The 20839-nt window shown below is 59.6% G+C and carries 25 protein-coding genes; 9 read left to right on the top strand and 16 right to left on the bottom strand.

The window, feature by feature from the left end:
- Positions 1–165: 165 nt before the first annotated feature.
- Positions 166–441, top strand: coding sequence for an HU family DNA-binding protein (locus B0E42_RS11190; RefSeq protein ID WP_003177201.1), 276 nt, complete (start codon positions 166–168; stop codon positions 439–441).
- Between the two features lie 235 nt (positions 442–676).
- Here the strand turns inward: B0E42_RS11190 and B0E42_RS11185 are convergent, their stop codons facing one another.
- Complete coding sequence (locus tag B0E42_RS11185) at positions 677–1768, bottom strand: aminopeptidase (RefSeq protein WP_077506382.1); 1092 nt, start codon at positions 1766–1768, stop codon at positions 677–679.
- A gap of 58 nt (positions 1769–1826) precedes the next feature.
- On the opposite strand from B0E42_RS11185, the gene B0E42_RS11180 reads away from it, so the two are divergent.
- Positions 1827–2240 (top strand): hypothetical protein, encoded by a 414-nt coding sequence (locus tag B0E42_RS11180; protein ID WP_053177467.1) that lies wholly within the window; start codon positions 1827–1829, stop codon positions 2238–2240.
- Positions 2241–2279: 39 nt separating this feature from the next.
- Positions 2280–2705, top strand: coding sequence for a hypothetical protein (locus tag B0E42_RS11175; protein ID WP_053177469.1), 426 nt, complete (start codon positions 2280–2282; stop codon positions 2703–2705).
- A gap of 6 nt (positions 2706–2711) precedes the next feature.
- Here B0E42_RS11175 and B0E42_RS11170 read toward each other — a convergent pair whose 3' ends face one another.
- Together B0E42_RS11170 and B0E42_RS11165 are read right to left on the bottom strand one after the other, a co-directional pair.
- Complete coding sequence (locus tag B0E42_RS11170) at positions 2712–2945, bottom strand: DUF1161 domain-containing protein (protein ID WP_018609944.1); 234 nt, start codon at positions 2943–2945, stop codon at positions 2712–2714.
- Between the two features lie 149 nt (positions 2946–3094).
- Entirely contained in the window at positions 3095–3526 is a 432-nt protein-coding gene (locus tag B0E42_RS11165; RefSeq protein WP_077506381.1) for an OsmC family protein, read from the bottom strand.
- A 238-nt stretch (positions 3527–3764) separates the two neighbouring features.
- Between B0E42_RS11165 and B0E42_RS11160 the strand changes: the two genes are divergently transcribed.
- A complete protein-coding gene (locus B0E42_RS11160; protein ID WP_053177472.1) occupies positions 3765–4766 on the top strand; it encodes an LLM class flavin-dependent oxidoreductase in 1002 nt (333 codons plus the stop codon).
- A 54-nt stretch (positions 4767–4820) separates the two neighbouring features.
- Here B0E42_RS11160 and B0E42_RS11155 read toward each other — a convergent pair whose 3' ends face one another.
- Together B0E42_RS11155 and B0E42_RS11150 are read right to left on the bottom strand one after the other, a co-directional pair.
- Positions 4821–5042 carry a DUF1161 domain-containing protein gene (locus B0E42_RS11155; RefSeq protein ID WP_018609939.1) on the bottom strand — a complete coding sequence of 74 codons (222 nt, stop codon included), beginning with the start codon at positions 5040–5042 and terminating at the stop codon, positions 4821–4823.
- 115 nt (positions 5043–5157) lie between these two features.
- The gene (locus B0E42_RS11150) at positions 5158–5373 is read right to left on the bottom strand and encodes a dodecin (RefSeq protein WP_014335909.1); all 216 of its coding nucleotides are present in this window, start codon (positions 5371–5373) and stop codon (positions 5158–5160) included.
- 155 nt (positions 5374–5528) lie between these two features.
- On the opposite strand from B0E42_RS11150, the gene B0E42_RS11145 reads away from it, so the two are divergent.
- The gene (locus B0E42_RS11145) at positions 5529–5855 is read left to right on the top strand and encodes a YqjD family protein (RefSeq protein WP_003196426.1); all 327 of its coding nucleotides are present in this window, start codon (positions 5529–5531) and stop codon (positions 5853–5855) included.
- On the opposite strand, the gene B0E42_RS11140 is transcribed toward B0E42_RS11145, so the two are convergent.
- Positions 5828–6745 (bottom strand): LysR family transcriptional regulator, encoded by a 918-nt coding sequence (locus B0E42_RS11140; RefSeq protein ID WP_077506380.1) that lies wholly within the window; start codon positions 6743–6745, stop codon positions 5828–5830. The genes B0E42_RS11145 and B0E42_RS11140 overlap by 28 nt on opposite strands.
- Positions 6746–6857: 112 nt before the next feature.
- Here B0E42_RS11140 and trpB point away from each other — a divergent pair, with 112 nt between their 5' ends.
- Positions 6858–8090 carry a tryptophan synthase subunit beta gene (gene trpB / locus B0E42_RS11135; RefSeq protein WP_014335911.1) on the top strand — a complete coding sequence of 411 codons (1233 nt, stop codon included), beginning with the start codon at positions 6858–6860 and terminating at the stop codon, positions 8088–8090.
- Complete coding sequence (gene trpA, locus B0E42_RS11130; RefSeq protein ID WP_018609915.1) at positions 8090–8902, top strand: tryptophan synthase subunit alpha; 813 nt, start codon at positions 8090–8092, stop codon at positions 8900–8902. The genes trpB and trpA overlap by 1 nt, the downstream gene beginning before the upstream one ends.
- Positions 8903–9160: 258 nt before the next feature.
- Here the strand turns inward: trpA and B0E42_RS11125 are convergent, their stop codons facing one another.
- The 10 genes from B0E42_RS11125 to B0E42_RS11080 form a co-directional block, all read right to left on the bottom strand.
- Positions 9161–11122, bottom strand: a complete 1962-nt coding sequence (locus tag B0E42_RS11125; protein ID WP_053177477.1) for a DUF4105 domain-containing protein — start codon at positions 11120–11122, stop codon at positions 9161–9163.
- The gene (locus B0E42_RS11120; protein WP_003187020.1) at positions 11119–11439 is read right to left on the bottom strand and encodes a DUF2388 domain-containing protein; all 321 of its coding nucleotides are present in this window, start codon (positions 11437–11439) and stop codon (positions 11119–11121) included. Before B0E42_RS11120 ends, B0E42_RS11125 begins: the two co-directional genes overlap by 4 nt.
- Before the next feature lie 27 nt (positions 11440–11466).
- The gene (locus B0E42_RS11115) at positions 11467–11775 is read right to left on the bottom strand and encodes a DUF2388 domain-containing protein (protein ID WP_024616321.1); all 309 of its coding nucleotides are present in this window, start codon (positions 11773–11775) and stop codon (positions 11467–11469) included.
- Positions 11776–11881: 106 nt separating this feature from the next.
- Positions 11882–12199: a DUF2388 domain-containing protein gene (locus tag B0E42_RS11110; RefSeq protein ID WP_003196441.1), complete on the bottom strand. Its 318-nt coding sequence runs from the start codon at positions 12197–12199 to the stop codon at positions 11882–11884.
- Positions 12200–12542: 343 nt separating this feature from the next.
- A complete protein-coding gene (locus B0E42_RS11105) occupies positions 12543–12758 on the bottom strand; it encodes a DUF1127 domain-containing protein (protein WP_003187014.1) in 216 nt (71 codons plus the stop codon).
- Positions 12759–13077: 319 nt separating this feature from the next.
- The gene (locus B0E42_RS11100; RefSeq protein ID WP_024616320.1) at positions 13078–14571 is read right to left on the bottom strand and encodes an acetyl-CoA hydrolase/transferase family protein; all 1494 of its coding nucleotides are present in this window, start codon (positions 14569–14571) and stop codon (positions 13078–13080) included.
- A gap of 199 nt (positions 14572–14770) precedes the next feature.
- Positions 14771–16207, bottom strand: a complete 1437-nt coding sequence (locus B0E42_RS11095) for an NAD(P)(+) transhydrogenase (Re/Si-specific) subunit beta (protein ID WP_053177479.1) — start codon at positions 16205–16207, stop codon at positions 14771–14773.
- Complete coding sequence (locus tag B0E42_RS11090; protein WP_003187010.1) at positions 16207–16530, bottom strand: NAD(P) transhydrogenase subunit alpha; 324 nt, start codon at positions 16528–16530, stop codon at positions 16207–16209. Before B0E42_RS11090 ends, B0E42_RS11095 begins: the two co-directional genes overlap by 1 nt.
- Positions 16531–16545: 15 nt before the next feature.
- Positions 16546–17667 carry a Re/Si-specific NAD(P)(+) transhydrogenase subunit alpha gene (locus tag B0E42_RS11085; protein WP_077506379.1) on the bottom strand — a complete coding sequence of 374 codons (1122 nt, stop codon included), beginning with the start codon at positions 17665–17667 and terminating at the stop codon, positions 16546–16548.
- Between the two features lie 434 nt (positions 17668–18101).
- The gene (locus B0E42_RS11080; protein WP_053177483.1) at positions 18102–18998 is read right to left on the bottom strand and encodes a LysR family transcriptional regulator; all 897 of its coding nucleotides are present in this window, start codon (positions 18996–18998) and stop codon (positions 18102–18104) included.
- Positions 18999–19154: 156 nt separating this feature from the next.
- On the opposite strand from B0E42_RS11080, the gene B0E42_RS11075 reads away from it, so the two are divergent.
- Positions 19155–20336 carry an acyl-CoA dehydrogenase gene (locus B0E42_RS11075; protein WP_014335919.1) on the top strand — a complete coding sequence of 394 codons (1182 nt, stop codon included), beginning with the start codon at positions 19155–19157 and terminating at the stop codon, positions 20334–20336.
- Between the two features lie 13 nt (positions 20337–20349).
- Positions 20350–20839 (top strand): CaiB/BaiF CoA-transferase family protein (locus B0E42_RS11070; protein ID WP_174599576.1); only part of this gene is annotated, 490 nt, incomplete at its 3' end.

The following is a 20839-nucleotide window of genomic DNA, read 5'->3' as shown; positions in this document are numbered from 1 at the left end:
CTACTTTTGGTCCCACAAAGGTCGCCCGGCCACTGGCGCCGTTTTCGGCACCGTGCCATCCTCACTCCCGTCTGCCGCAGAGTAGAGCCTGCGGCGCCTTAGGGGCTGTTCCAAAGAGAACGGCACGGACATAACAACAAAAAAAACGTCAAAGGGGCTTCATTCATGCGTAAACCAGAACTCGCCGCCGCCATCGCGGAAAAAGCAGACCTCACCAAAGAACAAGCCAACCGCGTCCTCAACGCCGTCCTCGAAGAAATCACCGGTGCCCTGCATCGCAAGGACAGTGTCACCCTGGTGGGCTTCGGCACTTTCCTGCAACGCCACCGCGGCGCCCGCACTGGCAAAAACCCACAGACCGGTGAGCCGGTGAAGATCAAGGCCAGCAACACCGTTGCCTTCAAACCAGGCAAATTCCTGAAAGACAGCGTCAACCCGTAATTGCTGCGGAGTACCTCGGCTAGGGGGAAGAAAGCGGCAATCAAAAAGGGCATACCGATGAATCGGTATGCCCTTTTTTGTGCTGGGTTGTCCGTGGCTAGGGAGCTTGCTCCCGCTGGGTCGCGAAGCGGCCCTAAAAGCGACGACTGCTGCGCAGCCGAGCGGGAGCAAGCTCCCTCGCCACAGGATTTGGAGATGCCCCTGTGGGAGCGAGCTTGCTCGCGATGACGTCCGCCTAATCAGTAGGCGTATTCGGCGCTGCCAACGCCTTCAAGGCCGCTTTGCGCTCGTCGATCGGCAATTTTCCGAGCTTTTCCACCGCTGCGTAAAACCCGATCCAGTCCCCGCCCTCCCGCTTGAACAGCGCCGCAAACGCCGGCACCCATTGGTCATATAGTCCGAACGGCAGCAACCGCGCGTTGTTCAGGGGGGCATAGACCCAGGCATCGTAGCGTTTGTCGCCGGCCCATTGAGTGTCGCGCAACTGCTCATAGTCGGTGCGCAGGCGTTCGAATGCCTGTGTCTTGCGTTGGCGCATCTGGTCGGTCGGCAGGGGGTGGGCGTAGAGCTTTTCCAGGCGCTGGCGGGTGTCGAGGATCAATTGGATGAATTGGTCGCGCTGGCGCACCTGCTTGCCGTTATCCGGCGCCAGCCCACGACTGGCGCGCCATTGCCGGCTGCCCTCCTGCTCGACGAAGGTGGCGAAGGACTCATTGAATTCGGTGTCGTCCTTTACATAAAAGCGCTGGTGCGCCAGTTCATGAAAGATCAGCGTCGCCAGGCGTTCGTCGCCCCAATGCATCATCGAACTCAGGATCGGATCATTGAACCAGCCCAGCGTCGAGTAGGCCTCTACACCACCGATCGACACGTCCATGCCTTGCAAACGCTGCAATGCGGCCTCGCCACGGGCGGCGCCCTGGCTGTAATAACCGCGATAAGCCACGCAACCGGCAATCGGGAAACAATGATTTAGCGGCGCCAGGGAAAACTCCGGCGTGGCGAAGACATTCCAGACGACGAATGGCCGGCCAATGTCCGCATACAGGCGATAGCTTTGATTGTCCGGCAAGTGCAGGTGAGCGCTGGCGAACGCCCGTGCCTCGCGCGCCTGGGTCAGGTGCGCCTTCAGTTGGGCATCACGAGCAGGGTCGGCAATGACCTGGTCGATAGGCTCCCGGGCCTGCAACAACCGCAGTTGCCCACCGACGAGCTGGCTGTAGTAACCGGCGCTTGTGCAACCGTTCAGTAACAAAAGCAGGAGGCCTGGAAACAAAATCTGGAAAACGCGGTCGAGTAACCGATGGCTTGAACGCGGCCTGATCAATTGGAATCACCCTGGGAAGTCTGTCCACAAGACTATCTCGCTTGCCTGGAGCTTCGCTATGCGCGTGTTGATGCTGACGAGCGGCCTGTTGCTGCTGACCGGTTGCGCCGGTTTGCCTGATCCTGATCCATCCCAAGCGTGGATCGACCTGGGAAACCAGCAGGACACCGCGCTGCAAGCGTTAAAAGTCGATGACAGGACGTCCATCGACCGGCGCTATTTCGAAGTGCAACCCGGCAGCCATGAACTGACGGTGCGTTATCAATTTGCCGTCGAACCCGGCAACATCGGCCCGGATGCCGAGCCGCTGTGGCGTGATTGCCGGTTGAACGTGAAATTCAAGGACTTCAACGCCGGCCAACGTTACCAGCTGCAGGCCGGCAGCATTGGTTTCCGGCCATGGGCCAAGCTTTACGATCAGCAACGCAAAGTGGTGGGGCAAGGTACGCCGGCGGGCTGCCAGCAAACGTGATTGGCGCTATGCTCAGGGTCTGATTTCAGGAAATTCACCATGCGCTTACCTCTGCTGTTACTGGTCCTGGTCTCCATGAGCAGTTGTGCAACGAGCCCACTGCCCCAGGTCGATCCGAACATGGCGTGGATCGATTTCGCTACCCCCATGCCGGGCGGCAAAATGCTGATGGCTGAAAGCCTGGATGGCCAGCGATTGCGAGACGGCCGGTTCTTTCAGGTTTCGCCGGGCAGCCACGAACTGAAAGTGCGCTTCGACTTCGAAGTGTTTAGCGGTGGTGGGCTGGGCATGCAAGCCGAACCGCAAGAGCGGCTGTGCTACATGCTCGTGCGTTATGACCATTTCGAGGCCGGCCAGCGCTATCGGCTGGAGGCTCGCAACCTGGCGTTCACGCCCAGCGCCCGGCTCTATGATGCCAAGCGTCAAATCGTGGCCGAAGAGCGACAAATCAATTGCGTTCCGTAGAGCGTCCTAGCGGTCGTTCTTCTGGTAGATGATTTTCTTCGTGCCGCCTTCGCAACTGCCCACCACCATGTTCTGGTCGTGAACTTCGTCATTCGTGACGATTTCCAGGGTGTAGGACGACACGTTATTGGCTTGGATCTTCGCTTCGATTTCCGCTTTCAGCTCTTCGCAGGATTTGGGTGCTGCAAGGGCTGATGCAGTGAATGCGCAACCGATGACCACCAAGGCTGCTCGTTTCATGTTCGAATTCCTCATGGCAGCGCGCACTGCCTGTGCGCTGAAACTGCAGGCTTCATTCGATCATAATTGCGCCAGGGTAAACAGCTCGACTGTATTCAAGAAATCGCAGCCTTCGGCAACGCCTGCGAAGGCTGCGCCCCTTTCACGCGTCAGTTCAACAGCGTCGCATCCAGGGTGATCTGGGCGTTCAATACCTTGGAAACCGGGCACCCTTCCTTGGCCTTCTTGCTCAGTTCGTCGAATTGCGCCTGGCTGGCGCCGGGGATTTTCGCCTTGAGCACCAGCTTGACCGCCGTGATCGCGAAACCGCCATCGACCTGGTCCAAGGTCACTTCAGCATTGGTGTCGATGCTGTCGGCCTTGAGCCCGGCATCGCCGAGGATCATCGAAAAGGCCATGGAAAAGCAGCTGGCGTGGGCCGCGCCGATCAATTCCTCTGGGTTGGTGCCCTTGCCGCCTTCGAAGCGCGCCTTGAAGCCGTAGGGCGCTTCGCGCAGCACACCGGTTTCCGTGGAAATGGAGCCGATACCGGTTTTCAGGTCACCTTCCCAATGAGCCGATGCTTTCTTGATGATAGCCATGTCTGCCTCCTGAAGATCCGGCGCGAGAGCGCGCCTGGGTGTTTTTTTAACTGTCTGGGTTGTGAGGATAGACCGCCCGGAAAAGTTCACCTTGTCGATTAGCCGACGAATTTAGTAGGAAAATTCTTCGCGGCTATTGAAACTCGGGTATATGCCCACATTGCATGGAACACACCTTTAGAAACGGCAGGCTTTTGCCCTCGGGAAAAGCCCGGAACGCCGTTGGAGATCCCGGCCCATGAAACAGCTGTCCGAAGTGAAATTCTCAACCCTCGACCTGGTGCCTGTCCGCGCCGATGGCAATGCCGCCCAGTCCTTGCGCAACTCGCTGGACCTGGCGCAGCACGTGGAAAAATACGGTTACACCCGCTTCTGGGTGGCCGAACACCACAACATGGACGGTATCGCCAGTTCCGCGACGGCGGTGCTGCTGGGTTATCTGGCGGGGGGGACTTCGACCATTCGTGTCGGCTCCGGAGGCGTCATGTTGCCCAATCACGCACCGTTGATCATCGCCGAACAGTTCGGCACGCTGGAAAGTCTCTACCCGGGTCGAATCGACCTGGGGTTGGGGCGTGCGCCAGGTTCCGACCAGATGACCGCCCGGGCGCTGCGTCGCGAGCGCTCCGGCAGCGCGGACGATTTCCCCGAAGACGTGGCCGAGCTGATGCGTTATCTGGGCCCACGCACCCCGGACCAACGCATCATCGCCATGCCTGGCACCGGCACCAACGTGCCGGTGTGGCTGCTGGGTTCGAGCCTGTTCAGTGCGCAATTGGCCGGTGAGCGCGGTTTGCCCTACGCGTTCGCCTCCCATTTCGCACCGCGCTACATGCACGAGGCGATTCGTATCTACCGCAACCATTTCAAGCCGTCGGCAGTGCTCGACAAGCCTTATGTGATGCTCGGCGTACCGCTGGTGGCGGCGGACACGGATGAACAGGCCGATTACCTGGCGACGTCGGTGTACCAGCGGATCCTGGCGCTGATGCGCGGCCAGAGCCTGGTGCAGCGTCCGCCGGTCGACACCATGAACGGCCTCTGGTTGCCCCATGAAAAAGAAGCGGTTGGTGATTTCCTGGGACTGGCCATGGTCGGCAGCCCGCAGAAGATTCGCGCCAAGCTCGACGTGTTGATCGAGCAAACCCAGGCCGATGAGCTGATTTTCACCAGCGACCTGTACGAGCATGCCGATCGTTTGCACTCATACGAGTTGCTGGCGCAGGTCATGAAAGGCTGAATGACGCGCATAAAAAAGCCGACGCACTGCGTCGGCTTTGACGTTCGAAAAGAATCACTTTTTATAGACGATTTCTTTCGTACCGCCCTCACAGGTGCCTACGACTTTTCCGTCAGCCGCTGCGCCCTTATCGACGATTTCCAGCGAATAACCTGACACCCCCTTGGCATCCAGCTTCGCCGCGATTTCGCTTTTCAGCTCCTCGCAGGGCTTGCCGGCCGCAAACGCACCACCGGCAAGGCTCAGCAAACCCAGGGCTACCATCAACTTTTTCATCGCTCGCACTCCTTGGTCGGATCAAATAGGGCAGGTATTGGAAAAACAGGATGCGCACACCATAGCGCATCGCCATTCCCTATGGCACTCCGCCAGCGTGCAAGTTCACCGCCCCTCAGCTATTGGCAATCCGGAAGCCGACTTTGATGGTCACTTGGAAGTGCGCTGCCCGGCCGTTTGCGATGTGGCCGCGGGTTTCCGTGACTTCGAACCACTCCAGGTGCTTGAGGCTTTTGCTGGCCTCGGCCAGGGCGTTGTTGATGGCGTCTTCAATGCTGGTGGGAGACGAGCCGACCAGCTCGACTTTTTTGTAAGTGTGATGATCACTCATGAGGTTCTCCTTGGTTGTTTTTAACAGCCTAGCAGCGATTTTTCGTCATACGTGTGTCGCCGTTTGCGCGCTGAAGTTCAGATTTACTGCACTTTCAGAAACGTCCGCAGTCCCAATTCACACACGCCACTCAACCACTGCAGGAGAGAGCCACCATGGCCAGCAATTCGTTACGCAAAGCCTCGTTGCAAAGCATGGAAGCGGAGATCGAGAGTCTGCTCAAGTCGTTGGAAAGCCTGAAGGACGACGCTTCGGACGAGTCGCGTAAGACCCTCAAGTCGCTCAAGGCCAATGCCGAGAACGCCCTGAAACATTCTCGCCATCTGCTCAGCGACGCGTATGAAGAGGTCAAGGTGAAAACCCGTGAAACCGGGATCGCCACACGCGACTACGCGCAGGAACACCCATGGACCACAGCGGGTGTCGCGGTCGGTGCGCTTGGTTTACTGGCGGCTTACTTGCTGTGCAAACGCGGTGACTGAGTCGGTTGGCTCAGCTCATGCCTGAGCCACTGGGCCAATTGCCGAGCGCGCCCGTCTGCGGCGCGCTTGGGTAGCCACAACGCCAGGCGCGCCGCCGTCTCATCGAAACCCCACGGCGCGACCAGGCGACCGGCGCGCACGTCCTCAGCCACCAGCGGCTCGGGCGCGATCGCCACGCCGAGCCCCGCTACAGCGGCCTCCAGCAAATAATATAAATGCTCGAATCCTTGCCCGAATTTCAATGTCCGGGGATCAAGGTTGTTTTGCTGTGCCCAGGTCGGCCAGGCCTGTGGGCGGGAGGTGGTGTGCAGCAACGATTCGTCCAGCAACGCGCTGGCCGGTGCGGCCTGCAGGCGGGCGAACCCGGCGTAGTGCGGGCTCATCACGGGGCCGATCCGCTCGCTCACCAGTTCATACACCTGCATGTCGGCCGGCCAGGGTGGTTCGGCGAATACCAGCAAAGCGTCCAGTCCCGGTCGCCTGGGGTCCAGGTCGCCCTCGCCAGCGGACAGGTGCAGGCGCAAATCCGGCAGGTCGGCATTGAGCCTGCCCAGGCGGGGAATAAACCAGCGTGCCAGCAAACTTCCCGAGCAGCCCAGGACAAACGGGGCATCGGCCGTACTTTGCGTCAGCTGCGCACAAACACCACGCAGTCGCTCGAACGCATCGGCGCTGACATCCCGCAGGCGCAGGCCGGCATCTGTGAGTTTCAAGCCGCGTCCATCCTTGACGAACAGGCTGACACCTAAATGCTCTTCCAGTACCTTCAGCTGTCGACTTACAGCGCCATGGGTGACGTGCAGCTGTTCGGCCGCCTGGCTTACGCTGTTCAGGCGGGCGGTGGCCTCGAAGGCGCGCAAGGCGTTGAGGGGGGGAAGGTCGTGGCTCATGTGATCTGTGAGTTTTTATGACAGGTTGTGGCGATCTTATCGGTTTTCAGTCGGGGATGTCAGGGGTAGAGTGAACCTCATTGTCTTTCAACGCATTTGCTTGGAGCGCCCGATGACCCAGTCCACGACCCCTTTCAACCTGCGCAGCGGTCCCGATGCCAACGGCCTGTTCGGTGCGTTCGGTGGCCGCTATGTGGCCGAAACCCTGATGCCGCTGATCCTCGATCTGGCCCGCGAATATGAAGTGGCGAAGGAAGATCCGGCGTTCCTCGAAGAATTGGCCTACTTCCAGCGCGATTACGTCGGTCGTCCGAGTCCGCTCTACTTCGCCGAGCGCCTGACCGAATACTGCGGCGGCGCCAAGATCTATCTCAAGCGTGAAGAGCTGAACCACACCGGCGCGCACAAGATCAACAACTGCATCGGCCAGATCCTGCTGGCGCGGCGCATGGGCAAGAAACGCATCATCGCCGAGACCGGCGCCGGCATGCACGGTGTGGCCACCGCCACCGTAGCCGCGCGTTTTGGCCTCGATTGCGTGATCTACATGGGTACCACCGACATCGAACGCCAGCAGGCCAACGTGTTCCGCATGAAGCTGCTGGGCGCTGAAGTGATCCCGGTGGTCGCTGGCACCGGTACCCTGAAGGATGCAATGAACGAGGCCCTGCGTGACTGGGTCACCAACGTTGATAGCACGTTCTACCTGATCGGTACGGTGGCTGGCCCGCATCCGTATCCGGCGATGGTGCGTGACTTCCAGGCCGTGATCGGCAAGGAAACCCGCGAGCAGTTGCAAGCCCAGGAAGGTCGCCTGCCGGACAGCCTGGTGGCGTGCATCGGCGGCGGCTCCAACGCCATGGGCCTGTTCCACCCGTTCCTGGACGACAAGAGTGTCGAGATCATCGGCGTCGAAGCCGCCGGTTATGGCATCGAGACCGGTAAGCATGCGGCGAGCCTGAACGGCGGCGTCCCCGGTGTACTGCACGGCAACCGCACCTTCCTGTTGCAGGACGACGACGGTCAGATCATCGACGCCCATTCGATTTCCGCAGGTCTCGACTACCCCGGTATCGGTCCGGAACACGCCTGGTTGCACGACATTGGCCGCGTCCAGTACACCTCGGTGACTGACGCCGAAGCCCTGGAAGCCTTTCACAAATGCTGCCGACTGGAAGGGATCATTCCTGCATTGGAAAGCGCCCATGCCCTGGCGGAAGTGTTCAAACGCGCACCCAACCTGCCGAAAGATCACCTGATGGTGGTCAACCTGTCCGGCCGTGGCGACAAAGACATGCAAACCGTGATGCACCACATGGAACAGTCCCAGCAGGAGAAACACTGATGAGCCGCCTGCAAACCCGTTTTGCCGAACTCAAGGAACAGAACCGCGCCGCCCTGGTGACTTTCGTCACGGCTGGCGACCCGAACTACGACACCTCGCTGGCGATCCTCAAGGGCCTGCCGGCGGCCGGTGCCGACGTGATCGAGTTGGGTATGCCGTTCACCGACCCGATGGCCGATGGCCCGGCGATCCAGTTGGCAAACATCCGGGCCCTGGGGGCCCAGCAGAACCTGGCGAAAACCCTGCAGATGGTTCGTGAGTTCCGCAAAGACAACAGCCAGACACCGCTGGTGCTGATGGGGTACTTCAACCCGATCCACCGTTATGGCGTGCAGCGTTTCATTGGCGAGGCGCTGGAATCTGGCGTGGATGGCCTGATCGTTGTGGACATGCCGCCCGAGCACAACAGCGAACTGTGCGAACCGGCCCAGGCAGCTGGCCTGGACTTCATCCGCCTGACCACGCCAACCACCGACGACGTGCGTTTGCCGACGGTGCTCAACGGTAGTTCGGGCTTTGTATATTACGTGTCGGTGGCGGGTGTGACCGGTGCCGGTGCCGCGACGCTGGAGCACGTGGAAGAAGCTGTGGCGCGGCTGCGTCGCCACACCGATTTGCCGATCAGCATTGGTTTCGGTATTCGTACGCCGGAGCAGGCGGCGGCCATCGCACGATTGGCTGATGGGGTGGTGGTGGGCTCGGCGCTGATCGACCATATCGCCAGTGCCGATACGTCGGAGCAGGCGATTGATGGCGTGTTGAGCTTGTGTGCCGCCCTGGCTGATGGTGTGCGCAAGGCGCGTCTAGGCTGATTTTGATTCGACTCGCAGGCACAAAAAAGGGTTCAGAACTTAGTTCTGAACCCTTTTTTATTGCGCATGAAATGCTTGGCGGTTGATGTCTGAGGCCTGGCTTTTGTGGCGAGGGGATTTATCCCCGCTGGGGCGCGAAGCGGCCCCAATTCAGCTCCATGCAGTATCGACTTCTCGGGACTGCTTCGCAGTCCAGCGGGGATAAATCCCCTCGCCACAGGTTCATCATGTCGCCTGTCTTAACATGTGGCAGGGAGATCAGGGCAACTCCAACCCGCCCCCGGCCTTGTGCAGTTTGCGCAAATGCTCGCCGATCGCTTTCACATTGGCCTCGCTGGCAGCAATTTCAGCCGCGCGACTCGGCTCAAGCAATGCCCGGACTTCCTTGTCCAGGTCGCCTGTCAGCGTTTGAAGCTGTTTCTGACGCAAGCTGCTTTCCGATTCCAGGCGTTGCCACTCGCTGGGTTGCGGCAAGCCGTAGCCGCTGCTGCCCAACAACTCGGCGGGACGGCTGAGGAAGCCGCTGTTGGCGAGGATCTGCTGCAACGTCGCGTTAGCCCTTTCCATACCGCCATTCTGCAATTCACGGGCTCCGAGGTAACGCTGTTTGACTTCATCCTGCGCCAACAGCAGTTGCCGACGATAACTGGCCTGTTCCAGCAGCAACAGCGCCGCGCTGGTGCGCAGGTCGGCCTTTTCGAACCAGACGCGGCGTTCGGCGGCGTCCAGGGCCAGCCAGTCTTCCACCGTTTGCTGCTTGATCGGCAGATACTTCTTCAGCACATCGAACATCGCCTGATACCGCTCACGGAATGAGTCGAAGCGGTAGCCCAGGCGCAAGGCTTCCTTGGGATCATCCAGCACGCTGGTGTCCGCCAGGCCTCGGCCCTTGAGGACTTCCAACAAGCCGTTGGGCAGGATGCTGTCCAGGCCGTTGAGCTGCGCGTTATTGCTGCCGCTACGTAGCAACTTCAAGCTTTCCACGGCGCAGTTATTGGACAGGAAGTAATAGTTGCCGTCGTAGCTCCAATGCATTTCGGCGGCGTGCTCGACTGTCTCCTCGATCTCGGTGCGCGACAGGTTCAGCGGCACCGATGCCAGGCTGCGCAGTTCGGTCTTGGTGTATTCATCGATCACCTGGGCCAACGGCAATACGAACAGGCGCGACGGGTATTTGCCGACCAGCCCATCCCAACTCGACAGCTGCACATCGCCGACGAAGGCGCGGTATGACAGCACCAGGTGTTGGTCCAGATCCAGTCGGCAGTCCGGGCCACGTGGACGACCCGGTGCGCAGATTACCAGCCGGAGCATGCTGTGGCCCCAGCGGCTCACCCAGTTCTGGTTGGCTTCGGCCAGCAGGTAATCAATGGCATAGACCCGCTCGGGATCAACTTTGCCCAGTGGCGTCTTGGCGAAGTCGTTGCCGGCGTTGAGGAACGCGAACGATTTGGCGCAGGTGTCCTTGGCGGCGGGTGCCCAGTCGAAGTGTTCCTGGTAATAGCGATACAGGGCGGGGCGTCGGCAGGCGTAGCTCGGGTCGAGGAGAAAGTACTCCATGTTGACCGCGACGAACTCCTTGGGGCTGCTCGTTTCATAGAGATCCGGGCTGCGGGCGACTTGGCGGTTGTGCTGTTCCCGCTCACCGCGCCGGCCGACGTATTGTGGCCAGCCGGCGAGGTCCAGCAACCGAGGATCATCGCTGAGGGTGAAGCGGCGGTCGTTCTGGCCCCGGCATTCATCGGGAAGGCCGATCAACCCGGCGCTGCTGTTGCGTCGAGTGCAACGCTGGATCAGCGCACGCTCGGCATCGGGCCATAGACGCGAGCGGTCATAAATGTGGGTCAGTTCGTGCAAAACGGTGGCGAGCATTTCCCGTCGCACGGTGCCGTGGGGGCGATGGGTCTTTTGCGTCGCGGCGCTGCCGTCGACAAGGCTGTCGAGCAGGTTGCTGTTGAGGTCCAGTTGCGACACCAGCGAGGCCTGGCCGTAGGCGTTGGCCGGCATCTGGTCGGTCCAGCCGACATCGATGCGTCGGTCCAGCCGCTCGATGAAGCGCGGCGGCAGCGCCTGCATGGCTTCATCGAGCAGCGCCTGGCTGGCCTGCTGTTGCGCCGGGCTCAGTCCTTCGACGTTGAGGTGCAGTTGCAGGCCGGCCTGGGCCATGCTGCCCGTGAGCAGCAAGACCCCGGCCGCCAGCCAGGCGGCGAATCGCCTCACAATGCGAGGATGGCTTCGGCGAGAACCTGGTCACTGGCGTCGCGGGCTTCCGGCACGCGGGTGCGCAAGGTGTCGAAGGCGGCCTCGAGATGAGCGCCACGAATCTCACCATTACTGGCGACAAAACTGGCCGCATCGTCATGGGCTTCGCGGACGATTTTTGAGTCACGGATGGAGGTGGTGGTGTCGGAAGTGAAATCAATCGTGCGCTGGGATGCGCGAACGATGATGTTACTGGTGGCTACCAGGGTATGTGCCTGGGCCACATCGGCCAACACCAGCAGGCCTAGGGCGGCAGCAATCAGCGGGCTACGCATGGAACGACTCCGGAGAAATAAGGATAACTATTGGACGAGAATTGCCTGTGCCAGTTCAAGGTCGCTGACGTGAAGTTTTGGCTGGGTCCGGCGCAGGTAATCCAGGGCCGATTCCAGTTGTGCACCTCGCAACTGCCCGTCGCTGGCAATGAAGGCCGCAGCGTCATCGTGAGCGGCGACGATCAGTTTATGGTCGAAGGGCGCGGAGGTCACCATGCTCGTGGCATAGCCGCTGACCACCACTTGCTGGGTGGACACATCGAAAGCATGGGCCGGAACAGACCAACAAAAAACGACGAAGAAAGACGCGATGAACAGATCTGAGTAAAAACGCATGGGGCTCGACGGTTGATGGCGAGCCTGAAGGCTAGCGCAAACCTGCGGGCCAGAGCCAGCGCTGAAACATCGGAACACCATTTGGTGCCCGATGTTTCATGTTGCATCAGATCACCAGGATAGCCTGGGCCAGCTGTGCATCGGTGGCGTTGAGCTGTGGTGCCTGCTGGCGGATGTAATCCAGGGCACTTTCCAGTTTCACACCCCGGATGGCGCCTTCGCTGGCCACGAAGCTGGCGGCGTCATCACGGGCGGCTTGAACGATCTTGTTGTCCCGCAGTGATGAGGTTGCATCGGAGGTCACGTCGGACGTGGCCTTGAGTGCGCCGACGATCGAGTCAGTGGTAACGATAAAGCTGCTGGCGTTGGAGTGGGCGGCTACGGCCAGCAGGGCAACTGCGCTGAGCAGGCGAAGACGGATCATGAGGAAACTCCTTGAAGGATGAGGTGATGCCGGTGCGTGTAGCTGGAAGAAGAGACGCATGCTCGACTCGCTTCGCCACGTTCGTATCGATATTAGGACAGAACGCGTTGGCTGACAGCCCTTTGCAACAGTCATCGGCAGCATGATGCCCGCATTGGGCGCTACGGCTCAAGATTAACTGTACTGGTATGTTTTTGATTGTCGGAAAACTGTTATGTCTCTCCGGTCTTCAAAAAAACGGGCCCGGAAACGACAAGACCCGTCGCGGTTTCCCGCGACGGGTCTTGTTTGTTCAATTCGGTGCTGGCGGTGGACCCGGTGGGTCAGGGCCAGCGACGCTGAGTTAGCGCCAGAACGGCTTGCTCAGCTCTTCGTAACGTTGTGCTTCGCTGATACCGGCGTCAGCCAGCAGGCGCGAATCCAGACGAGCCAGTTGGTGGCGGCTGGCGATGCGGCGCTGCCACAACATCAGGTTAGCGATAACGCGAAGAGGCAGGGAAGCCTGGTTTTTTTCAGCTTTGTCTTCGAAAAACAGCTCGGAACTGAGTGTACGTTCCATGGTTGACATCCTTCCGCTTGTGGCGGGATTAGGTAGTGGTTTAACTGGTGCCCATGATCCTCTCGTTTGGCCAGTCTCTCTAGATACAGTTCACCTGTATTGTGAGAGACCAGTTAACTGTTAAAGAGCGGTGTACTGGTCAATATTGAGGCAACTGTACCTATCAGCACTGTATTGGTGCGTTTTAGATGGTTGCCTAATGTTTTGTGGGAAAAGACTGTAAGAAAACACCGGTACAGCAGTACAGTTTTTGTCGCGTCAGGCTTGGGTGCCAGCCTCCAATCAAAACTGTATTTGCGATAGCGGTGATCCAGCTGTATCAGACGGCCAACATGCGCCCGGTTTCTTCGAGGTTGACGTGCCAACTCAGTGCATCGCGCAAGATATGCGGGGTATGCCCACCCAGAGCGCACGCTGCTTCGAAATAATCATTCAACGCCTGGCGGTAGGACGGGTGCACGCAGTTGTCGATGACCACTCGTGCCCGCTCCCTTGGCGCCAGGCCACGCAGGTCGGCCAGGCCGATCTCGGTCACCAGGATGTCGACATCGTGTTCGGTATGGTCCACATGGCTGACCATCGGCACGACACTGGAAATGGCGCCGCCCTTGGCAATCGACTTGGTGACGAAAATCGCCAAGTGGGCGTTGCGGGCGAAATCCCCCGAACCGCCAATGCCATTCATCATCCGAGTGCCGCAGATGTGGGTGGAGTTGACGTTGCCGTAGAGGTCGAACTCCAGCGCGGTGTTGATACCAATGATGCCGAGGCGGCGTACGACTTCGGGATGGTTGGAGATTTCCTGCGGGCGCAGGACCAGTTTGTCCTTATACCTTTCCAGATTTCCGAATACGTCGGCGTTACGTCGACTCGACAGCGTGATAGAGCTGCCGGAGGCGAAGCCCAGCTTGCCAGAATCGATCAAGTCAAATGTCGAGTCCTGCAGGACCTCGGAATACATGGTCAGGTCTTCGAACGGGGAATCGATCAGCCCGCACATCACAGCGTTGGCGATGTTGCCAATCCCGGCCTGCAACGGCCCGAGCTTGTTGGTCATGCGCCCGGCTGCAACTTCCTGCTTGAAGAAGTCGATCAGGTGATCGGCGATGGCCTGGGTGTCGCTGTCCGGAGGCGCGACGGTCGAAGGCGAGTCCCCTTGGTTGGTGATGACAATGGCGGCAATTTTTTCCGGCGGGATCGGGATGGCGGGGCTGCCAATACGGTCGTCGACTTTCACCAGGGGGATTGGGGTGCGGGTCGGGCGATAAGTCGGGATATAGATGTCGTGCAAGCCTTCCAGGTTCGGGTTGTGGGCCATGTTGATCTCGATGATCACTTGCCGGGCGAAGATGGCGAAACTGGCCGAGTTACCTACCGATGTGGTCGGTACGATATGCCCTTGCTCGGTGATGGCCACCGCTTCGATCACGGCAATGTCGGGCAGCTTGAGCTGGCCGTTGCGCAGTTGCTCAACAGTTTCCGAGAGATGCTGGTCGATGAACATCACCTCGCCTGCGTTGATCGCCTTGCGCAACGTGCTGTCGACCTGGAATGGCATACGTCGCGCCAGCACGCCGGCCTCAGTGAGTTCCTTGTCGAGGTCGTTACCCAGGCTCGCACCGGTCATCAGGCTGATTTTCAGCGGAGTGACCTTGGCGCGCTCGGCCAGGGCGTGGGGCACTGCTTTCGCTTCTCCGGCGCGGGTAAAGCCGCTCATGCCGACGGTCATGCCGTCCTGAATCAACAAGGCTGCTTCGGCAGCGCTCATCACTTTATTCAATAACGAAGGCAAGCGGATGCGATCACGGTACATAGGTTGTTATCTCGGGCTGGAAAGCAAGATGCGCAGTCTAGTGAATTCGCGCGGTGCCCGACCCGCTACAAAGGTCGCATTTGAGGCCTCTATTACGGGGGTTTCAGGCAAAACATTATTACCGGATCGGTAACGTTCGGCCTTGATACAAATCAAAACGCCCCGACAAGTCGGGGCGTTGATGGTGAAGCCGTGAGCGTTATTCCACCGCTTTGACCATGTCTTCGATGACCTTCTTGGCGTCACCGAACACCATCATGGTCTTGTCGAGATAGAACAGTTCGTTGTCCAGGCCCGCATAGCCGCTGGCCATCGAGCGCTTGTTGACGATGATGGTCTTGGCCTTGAAGGCCTCGAGGATCGGCATGCCGGCAATCGGCGACTTCGGATCGTTCTTCGCCGCCGGGTTGACCACGTCGTTGGCGCCCAGCACCAGCACCACATCTGCCTGGCCGAACTCGGAGTTGATGTCTTCCATCTCGAACACCTGGTCGTAAGGCACTTCGGCCTCGGCCAGCAATACGTTCATGTGCCCGGGCATGCGACCGGCCACCGGGTGGATCGCGTATTTAACGGTCACACCGTGGTGGGTCAGCTTCTCGGTCAGCTCTTTCAGCGCGTGCTGCGCCCGTGCCACCGCCAGGCCGTAGCCTGGGACGATGATCACCGTGTCGGCGTTGGTCAGCAGGAAGGTCGCGTCGTCAGCCGAGCCGGATTTCACTGGGCGGGCTTCTTTGGAGCCTGCCGGGCCAGCAGCATCTGCTGTGTTGCCGAAACCGCCGAGCAGCACGTTGAAGAACGAGCGGTTCATCGCCTTGCACATGATGTACGACAGGATCGCACCGCTCGAACCCACCAACGAACCGGCAATGATCAGCATCGAGTTGTTCAGCGAGAAACCGATACCCGCGGCGGCCCAACCGGAATAACTGTTGAGCATCGAGACCACCACCGGCATGTCCGCGCCGCCGATCGGGATGATGATCAGCACGCCCAGAACAAAGGCCAGGGCCAGCATCAAGGCGAACGCGCCGAGGTTGCCGGTGAACATGAAGGTCAGGCCCAGGCCCAGCGTTGCCAGGCCCAGGATCAGGTTGAGCTTGTGCTGGCCACCAAACTGTACCGGTGCGCCCTGGAACAGACGGAACTTGTACTTGCCGGAGAGCTTGCCGAAGGCGATCACCGAACCGGAGAAGGTAATTGCACCAATGGCTGCGCCGAGGAACAGTTCCAGGCGGTTACCGGCCGGAATCGAATCACCCAGTTGCTTGACGATGCCCAGGGATTGCGGCTCGACGACCGCCGCGATGGCAATGAACACCGCCGCCAGGCCGATCATGCTGTGCATGAACGCCACCAGCTCGGGCATCTTGGTCATCTCGACGCGCTTGGCCATGATCGAGCCGGCGGTACCGCCGACCAGCAGGCCGACGATGACGTAGCCGATGCCAGCAGTGGCCAGCTCAGCACCGAGCTTATAGATGAGGCCCACAGTGGTGATCACCGCCAGCGCCATGCCGAGCATACCGAACAGGTTGCCACGGCGAGAGGTGGTGGGGTGCGACAGGCCTTTGAGGGCCTGGATGAAGCAGATCGACGCGATCAGGTAGAGCGTCGTTACCAGGTTCATGCTCATTACTTGGGCGCCTCTTCTTTTACGGCTTTCGGGGCTTTTTTCTTGAACATCTCAAGCATGCGGCGCGTCACCAGGAAGCCACCGAATACGTTGACCGCGGCCAGGGCCACGGCGAGGGTGCCCATGGTCTTGCCCAGAGGCGTTACGGTCAGCGCAGCGGCGAGCATGGCGCCGACGATCACGATCGCCGAAATGGCGTTGGTCACCGCCATCAATGGTGTGTGCAGCGCGGGTGTTACGTTCCAGACCACGTGATAACCGACATAAATTGCCAGCACAAAGATGATCAGGTTGTAGATACCGGGGGAGATAAGCTCTTCCATTGTCTGAATCCCTGCTTAGGCGTTTTTGCGGATGACTTGGCCGTCGCGGCACATCAGGCACGCGGCAACGATGTCGTCTTCCAGGTTCACGTCGAACTGACCTTCCTTGGTGAAGACCAGCTTCAGGAAGTCCAGCAGGTTGCGGGCGTACAGCGCCGAAGCGTCTGCCGCGACTTCACCGGCCAGGTTGGTCGGACCGCAAATGGTCACGCCATTCTCGATCACGACCTGGTCGGCCACGGTCAGCGGGCAGTTACCACCCTGGGCTGCCGCGAGGTCGATGACCACCGAGCCGGGTTTCATCTGCGCGACGGTTTCGGTACTCAGCAGTGTCGGTGCCTTGCGGCCCGGAATCAGTGCGGTGGTGATGACGATGTCCGCCTGCTTGGCGCGCTCGTGCACCGCTTGGGCCTGGCGCTGCATCCAGCTGGCCGGCATCGGCCGGGCGTAACCACCGACGCCGACGGCGCATTCACGCTCTTCATCGGTTTCGTAAGGCACGTCGACGAACTTGGCGCCAAGGGATTCGATTTGTTCCTTGACCGCCGGACGCACATCCGAGGCTTCGATCACCGCGCCCAGGCGCTTGGCCGTGGCAATCGCCTGCAGCCCGGCCACGCCCGCGCCGAGAATCAGCACGCGCGCCGCTTTCACGGTGCCTGCGGCGGTCATCAGCATCGGCATGAAGCGCGGGTAGTGGTGGGCGGCCAGCAGCACGGCTTTATAGCCGGCAATGTTCGCTTGAGACGACAGCACGTCCAGGCTTTGGGCACGGGAGGTACGTGGCGCGGCCTCAAGGGCGAAAGCGGTAATGCCGCGGTCGGCCAGCTTGGCGATGGTTTCGTTGTTGAACGGATTGAGCATGCCCACCAGAACGGTGCCGCTCTTGATCAGCGCCAGTTCGCTGTCGCTGGGGGCAACCACCTTGAGGATCAGCTCGGCCCCGAATGCATCACTGGCACTGCCAATGCTTGCGCCCGCCGCCTCATAGGCACTGTCGATAACGCTGGCCTTGATGCCGGCGCCGCTTTGAACAGTGACTTTATGGCCTTGGCCGATCAACTTCTTGATGGTTTCCGGGGTAGCAGCAACCCGTGTTTCACCCGTTTGGGTTTCGAGGGGAACACCAATGTGCACGTCAAATCTCCTGCGTGATCTTATTGAGTAAACCCAGGCACTTCGGATGGTGCGGCTGGGGCGGCCGATCAGCACGATCCCGCCAAACCAGGCGGGGCGCGGCATTTTGCAGGCGAAAATTCAGCCCTTCAAGGGATTATGACGGGTGACGGAAAATTAACTACAAGTCACCCTGTGACCGAATGTCGCAATTATCGATCGGCATCCCTTGTAGGCCGTGCTTTCCAAGGATTCAGGTTCAAATTGACAACTTTTCCCATCGGTCAGATGAATAGGCCCTGATGCGCTGCGCAATATGGCTCAAAGCCATGTATTTAAACGCTTTGGAGACTACTGCACGGGCTTCATAACAGATTGACTGAATGCGACATAAACTTATATCTGTAGCGTCTTCTGTTAGTTGACTACCTAAGTCTGTTTTAAGTTTTTCTTCATTAATCAAGGTGATAGTTGCTTGCTTGCTTCACGAGCCAATCGCGAAAAGCTCGAAGAGAGGCGGATTCGACCTTTCGCTCTGGAATCATCAGGTAGTAGGCCTTGATGCTCGATAGCGCGCTGCGGTTGGCCACGACCAGTCGTTTCTCTGCCAGCTCGCGCTGGATCAAGAAGGGCGGAATCAGCGCAATGCCCATGTCGTGCATGGCCGCTTGGGCAAGCATGGAGAATAGTTCATAACGCGGGCCTGTCAGGTCTCGTGCAATGTTCAGGTTCTGGGCGTTGAACCACTGGCGCCACGCATACGGGCGAGTGGTCTGCTGGAGCAGGGGCAATTCGGCGATGGCCTCAGGTGTCAGGCTTGTCCGGCCTCCCAGTAAGGTAGGGCTGCATACCGGCATCGGATTTTCGCCCATCAGTTTGTGGGATTCGGTACCGGACCAGTCCGCATCACCAAAATAGATGGCGGCGTCAAACTCTGTGTCCGCAAAGAGAAAGGGCCGCGTGCGGTTGGTCAGGTTGACGGTGACTTCCGGATGCTGCTGCTGGAAGTCCTTGAGGCGTGGCAGCAGCCATTGGGTGCCGAAGGTCGGCACGACGGCCAGTTCAATCACGTTCGCACCGGTGTGGCCCATCACTGAAAGCGTGTCGCGCTCGACGGCATCCAGTTGGGTGGCAACTCGACGGCTGTAGGAAAGGCCGGCTTCGGTCAGTTTGACGCCTCGACGTGAGCGTCGGAAAAGCTCCACGCTGAGGAAGTCTTCCAGGCTGGCGATCTGTCGGCAGATAGCGCCTTGCGTAAGAGAAAGCTCGTGCGCCGCCTTGGTGAAGCTCTCATGACGTGCGGCAGCCTCGAAACTGATCAGGGCGGTGGTGCTGGGGATTTTACGGCGCATGTACGCAAGCCTCACTCAATATCGACATAAACGGGGTTTATGGCGTTTACGGAGTGAGAAATTAGCACAAGATAGTGCGCAATCCTCGTTTGCCCTTGTAGGAAAGCGCGCCTAGGATCAATCCACGATTTCCATTTAATTGGCGAGGACTCTTTCATGGCCGGTAAAGCGAGCTTCAACTGGATCGATCCATTGTTGCTGGATCAGCAGCTCACCGAAGAAGAACGCATGATCCGCGACACTGCCGAGCAGTTCGCCCAGCAGAAGCTCGCGCCGCGGGTGCTGGAAGCGTTCCGCCATGAGAAGACCGACCCGGCGATTTTCCGCGAGATGGGTGAGGTGGGCCTGTTGGGGGCAACCATTCCTGAACAGTACGGCGGCAGTGGGCTGAACTATGTCAGCTATGGCCTGATCGCTCGCGAAGTCGAGCGCGTCGATTCCGGTTATCGCTCAATGATGAGCGTGCAGTCCTCGCTGGTCATGGTGCCGATCAATGAATTCGGTACCGAGGCGCAAAAACAGAAGTATCTGCCAAAGCTGGCGTCTGGTGAATGGATCGGTTGCTTTGGTCTGACCGAGCCGAACCATGGTTCTGACCCGGGCGCGATGATTACTCGTGCGCGCAAAGTGGAAGGCGGCTACAGCCTGACGGGTAGCAAAATGTGGATCACCAACAGTCCGATCGCCGACGTCTTTGTCGTCTGGGGTAAGGATGATGCGGGCGATATCCGCGGCTTCGTGCTCGAGAAGGGCTGGAAGGGCCTGAGTGCGCCGGCTATTCATGGCAAGGTCGGCCTGCGCGCCTCTATCACTGGCGAAATCGTGATGGACAACGTATTCGTTCCGGAAGAGAACATTTTTCCCGATGTCCGCGGCCTGAAGGGCCCGTTTACCTGCCTGAACTCGGCGCGTTATGGCATCTCCTGGGGCGCTTTGGGGGCGGCTGAGTTCTGCTGGCACACCGCTCGCCAGTACACGCTGGACCGACAGCAGTTTGGGCGTCCGCTGGCTGCCAATCAGTTGATCCAGAAGAAGCTGGCCGACATGCAGACCGAAATCACGCTGGCCTTGCAGGGATGCCTGCGTCTGGGGCGTATGAAAGATGAAGGCACGGCAGCGGTCGAGATCACCTCGATCATGAAGCGCAACTCCTGCGGCAAGTCCCTGGATATCGCTCGCATGGCGAGGGACATGCTGGGTGGCAACGGTATTTCCGATGAGTTCGGTATCGCTCGTCATCTCGTGAACCTGGAAGTCGTAAACACCTACGAAGGTACTCACGACGTTCATGCGCTGATCCTGGGGCGTGCTCAAACCGGTATCCAGGCGTTCTATTAATAGGAGAACGTTCATGGGCGCGCTTTCGCATCTGCGGGTACTGGATTTATCGAGGGTCCTGGCCGGGCCGTGGGCCGGACAGATCCTGGCGGACCTGGGGGCTGATGTCATCAAGGTCGAGCGTCCCGGCAATGGTGACGACACGCGCGCCTGGGGGCCGCCGTTCCTGAAGGATGCCCGAGGCGAGAACACGACCGAGGCGGCTTATTATCTGTCGGCCAATCGCAATAAGCAGTCGGTGACCATCGATTTCACGCGTCCAGAGGGGCAGCGGCTGGTGCGAGAGCTGGCGGCCAAGTCCGACATCCTGATCGAGAATTTCAAGGTGGGCGGGCTGGCGGCTTATGGCCTGGACTATGAGTCGCTAAAGGCGATCAATCCGCAATTGATCTATTGCTCGATCACTGGGTTTGGCCAGACGGGCCCTTATGCCAAGCGTGCCGGGTATGACTTCATGATTCAGGGGCTGGGGGGGCTGATGAGCCTGACTGGCCGCCCTGAGG

The sequence above is a fragment of the Pseudomonas sp. A25(2017) genome (genome assembly GCF_002001065.1).
In the GTDB taxonomy this organism is placed as follows: domain Bacteria; phylum Pseudomonadota; class Gammaproteobacteria; order Pseudomonadales; family Pseudomonadaceae; genus Aquipseudomonas; species Aquipseudomonas kilonensis.
The sequence above is the reverse complement of the archived record's forward strand: the minus strand, read 5'-3'. Positions and strand labels throughout refer to the sequence as shown.

Coding starts and splice junctions, on each gene's coding strand:
- B0E42_RS11175 (WP_053177469.1), top strand. CDS start 2,280: ATGCGCTTACCTCTGCTGTTACTGGTCCTGGTCTCCATGAGCAGTTGT.
- B0E42_RS11145 (WP_003196426.1), top strand. CDS start 5,529: ATGGCCAGCAATTCGTTACGCAAAGCCTCGTTGCAAAGCATGGAAGCG.
- B0E42_RS11155 (WP_018609939.1), bottom strand. CDS start 5,042: ATGAAAAAGTTGATGGTAGCCCTGGGTTTGCTGAGCCTTGCCGGTGGT.
- trpB (WP_014335911.1), top strand. CDS start 6,858: ATGACCCAGTCCACGACCCCTTTCAACCTGCGCAGCGGTCCCGATGCC.
- B0E42_RS11165 (WP_077506381.1), bottom strand. CDS start 3,526: ATGGCTATCATCAAGAAAGCATCGGCTCATTGGGAAGGTGACCTGAAA.
- B0E42_RS11100 (WP_024616320.1), bottom strand. CDS start 14,571: ATGTACCGTGATCGCATCCGCTTGCCTTCGTTATTGAATAAAGTGATG.
- B0E42_RS11170 (WP_018609944.1), bottom strand. CDS start 2,945: ATGAAACGAGCAGCCTTGGTGGTCATCGGTTGCGCATTCACTGCATCA.
- B0E42_RS11140 (WP_077506380.1), bottom strand. CDS start 6,745: ATGAGCCACGACCTTCCCCCCCTCAACGCCTTGCGCGCCTTCGAGGCC.
- B0E42_RS11105 (WP_003187014.1), bottom strand. CDS start 12,758: ATGGAACGTACACTCAGTTCCGAGCTGTTTTTCGAAGACAAAGCTGAA.
- B0E42_RS11160 (WP_053177472.1), top strand. CDS start 3,765: ATGAAACAGCTGTCCGAAGTGAAATTCTCAACCCTCGACCTGGTGCCT.
- B0E42_RS11075 (WP_014335919.1), top strand. CDS start 19,155: ATGGCCGGTAAAGCGAGCTTCAACTGGATCGATCCATTGTTGCTGGAT.
- B0E42_RS11110 (WP_003196441.1), bottom strand. CDS start 12,199: ATGATCCGTCTTCGCCTGCTCAGCGCAGTTGCCCTGCTGGCCGTAGCC.
- trpA (WP_018609915.1), top strand. CDS start 8,090: ATGAGCCGCCTGCAAACCCGTTTTGCCGAACTCAAGGAACAGAACCGC.
- B0E42_RS11115 (WP_024616321.1), bottom strand. CDS start 11,775: ATGCGTTTTTACTCAGATCTGTTCATCGCGTCTTTCTTCGTCGTTTTT.
- B0E42_RS11180 (WP_053177467.1), top strand. CDS start 1,827: ATGCGCGTGTTGATGCTGACGAGCGGCCTGTTGCTGCTGACCGGTTGC.
- B0E42_RS11150 (WP_014335909.1), bottom strand. CDS start 5,373: ATGAGTGATCATCACACTTACAAAAAAGTCGAGCTGGTCGGCTCGTCT.
- B0E42_RS11095 (WP_053177479.1), bottom strand. CDS start 16,207: ATGAGCATGAACCTGGTAACGACGCTCTACCTGATCGCGTCGATCTGC.
- B0E42_RS11080 (WP_053177483.1), bottom strand. CDS start 18,998: ATGCGCCGTAAAATCCCCAGCACCACCGCCCTGATCAGTTTCGAGGCT.
- B0E42_RS11120 (WP_003187020.1), bottom strand. CDS start 11,439: ATGCGTAGCCCGCTGATTGCTGCCGCCCTAGGCCTGCTGGTGTTGGCC.
- B0E42_RS11190 (WP_003177201.1), top strand. CDS start 166: ATGCGTAAACCAGAACTCGCCGCCGCCATCGCGGAAAAAGCAGACCTC.
- B0E42_RS11090 (WP_003187010.1), bottom strand. CDS start 16,530: ATGGAAGAGCTTATCTCCCCCGGTATCTACAACCTGATCATCTTTGTG.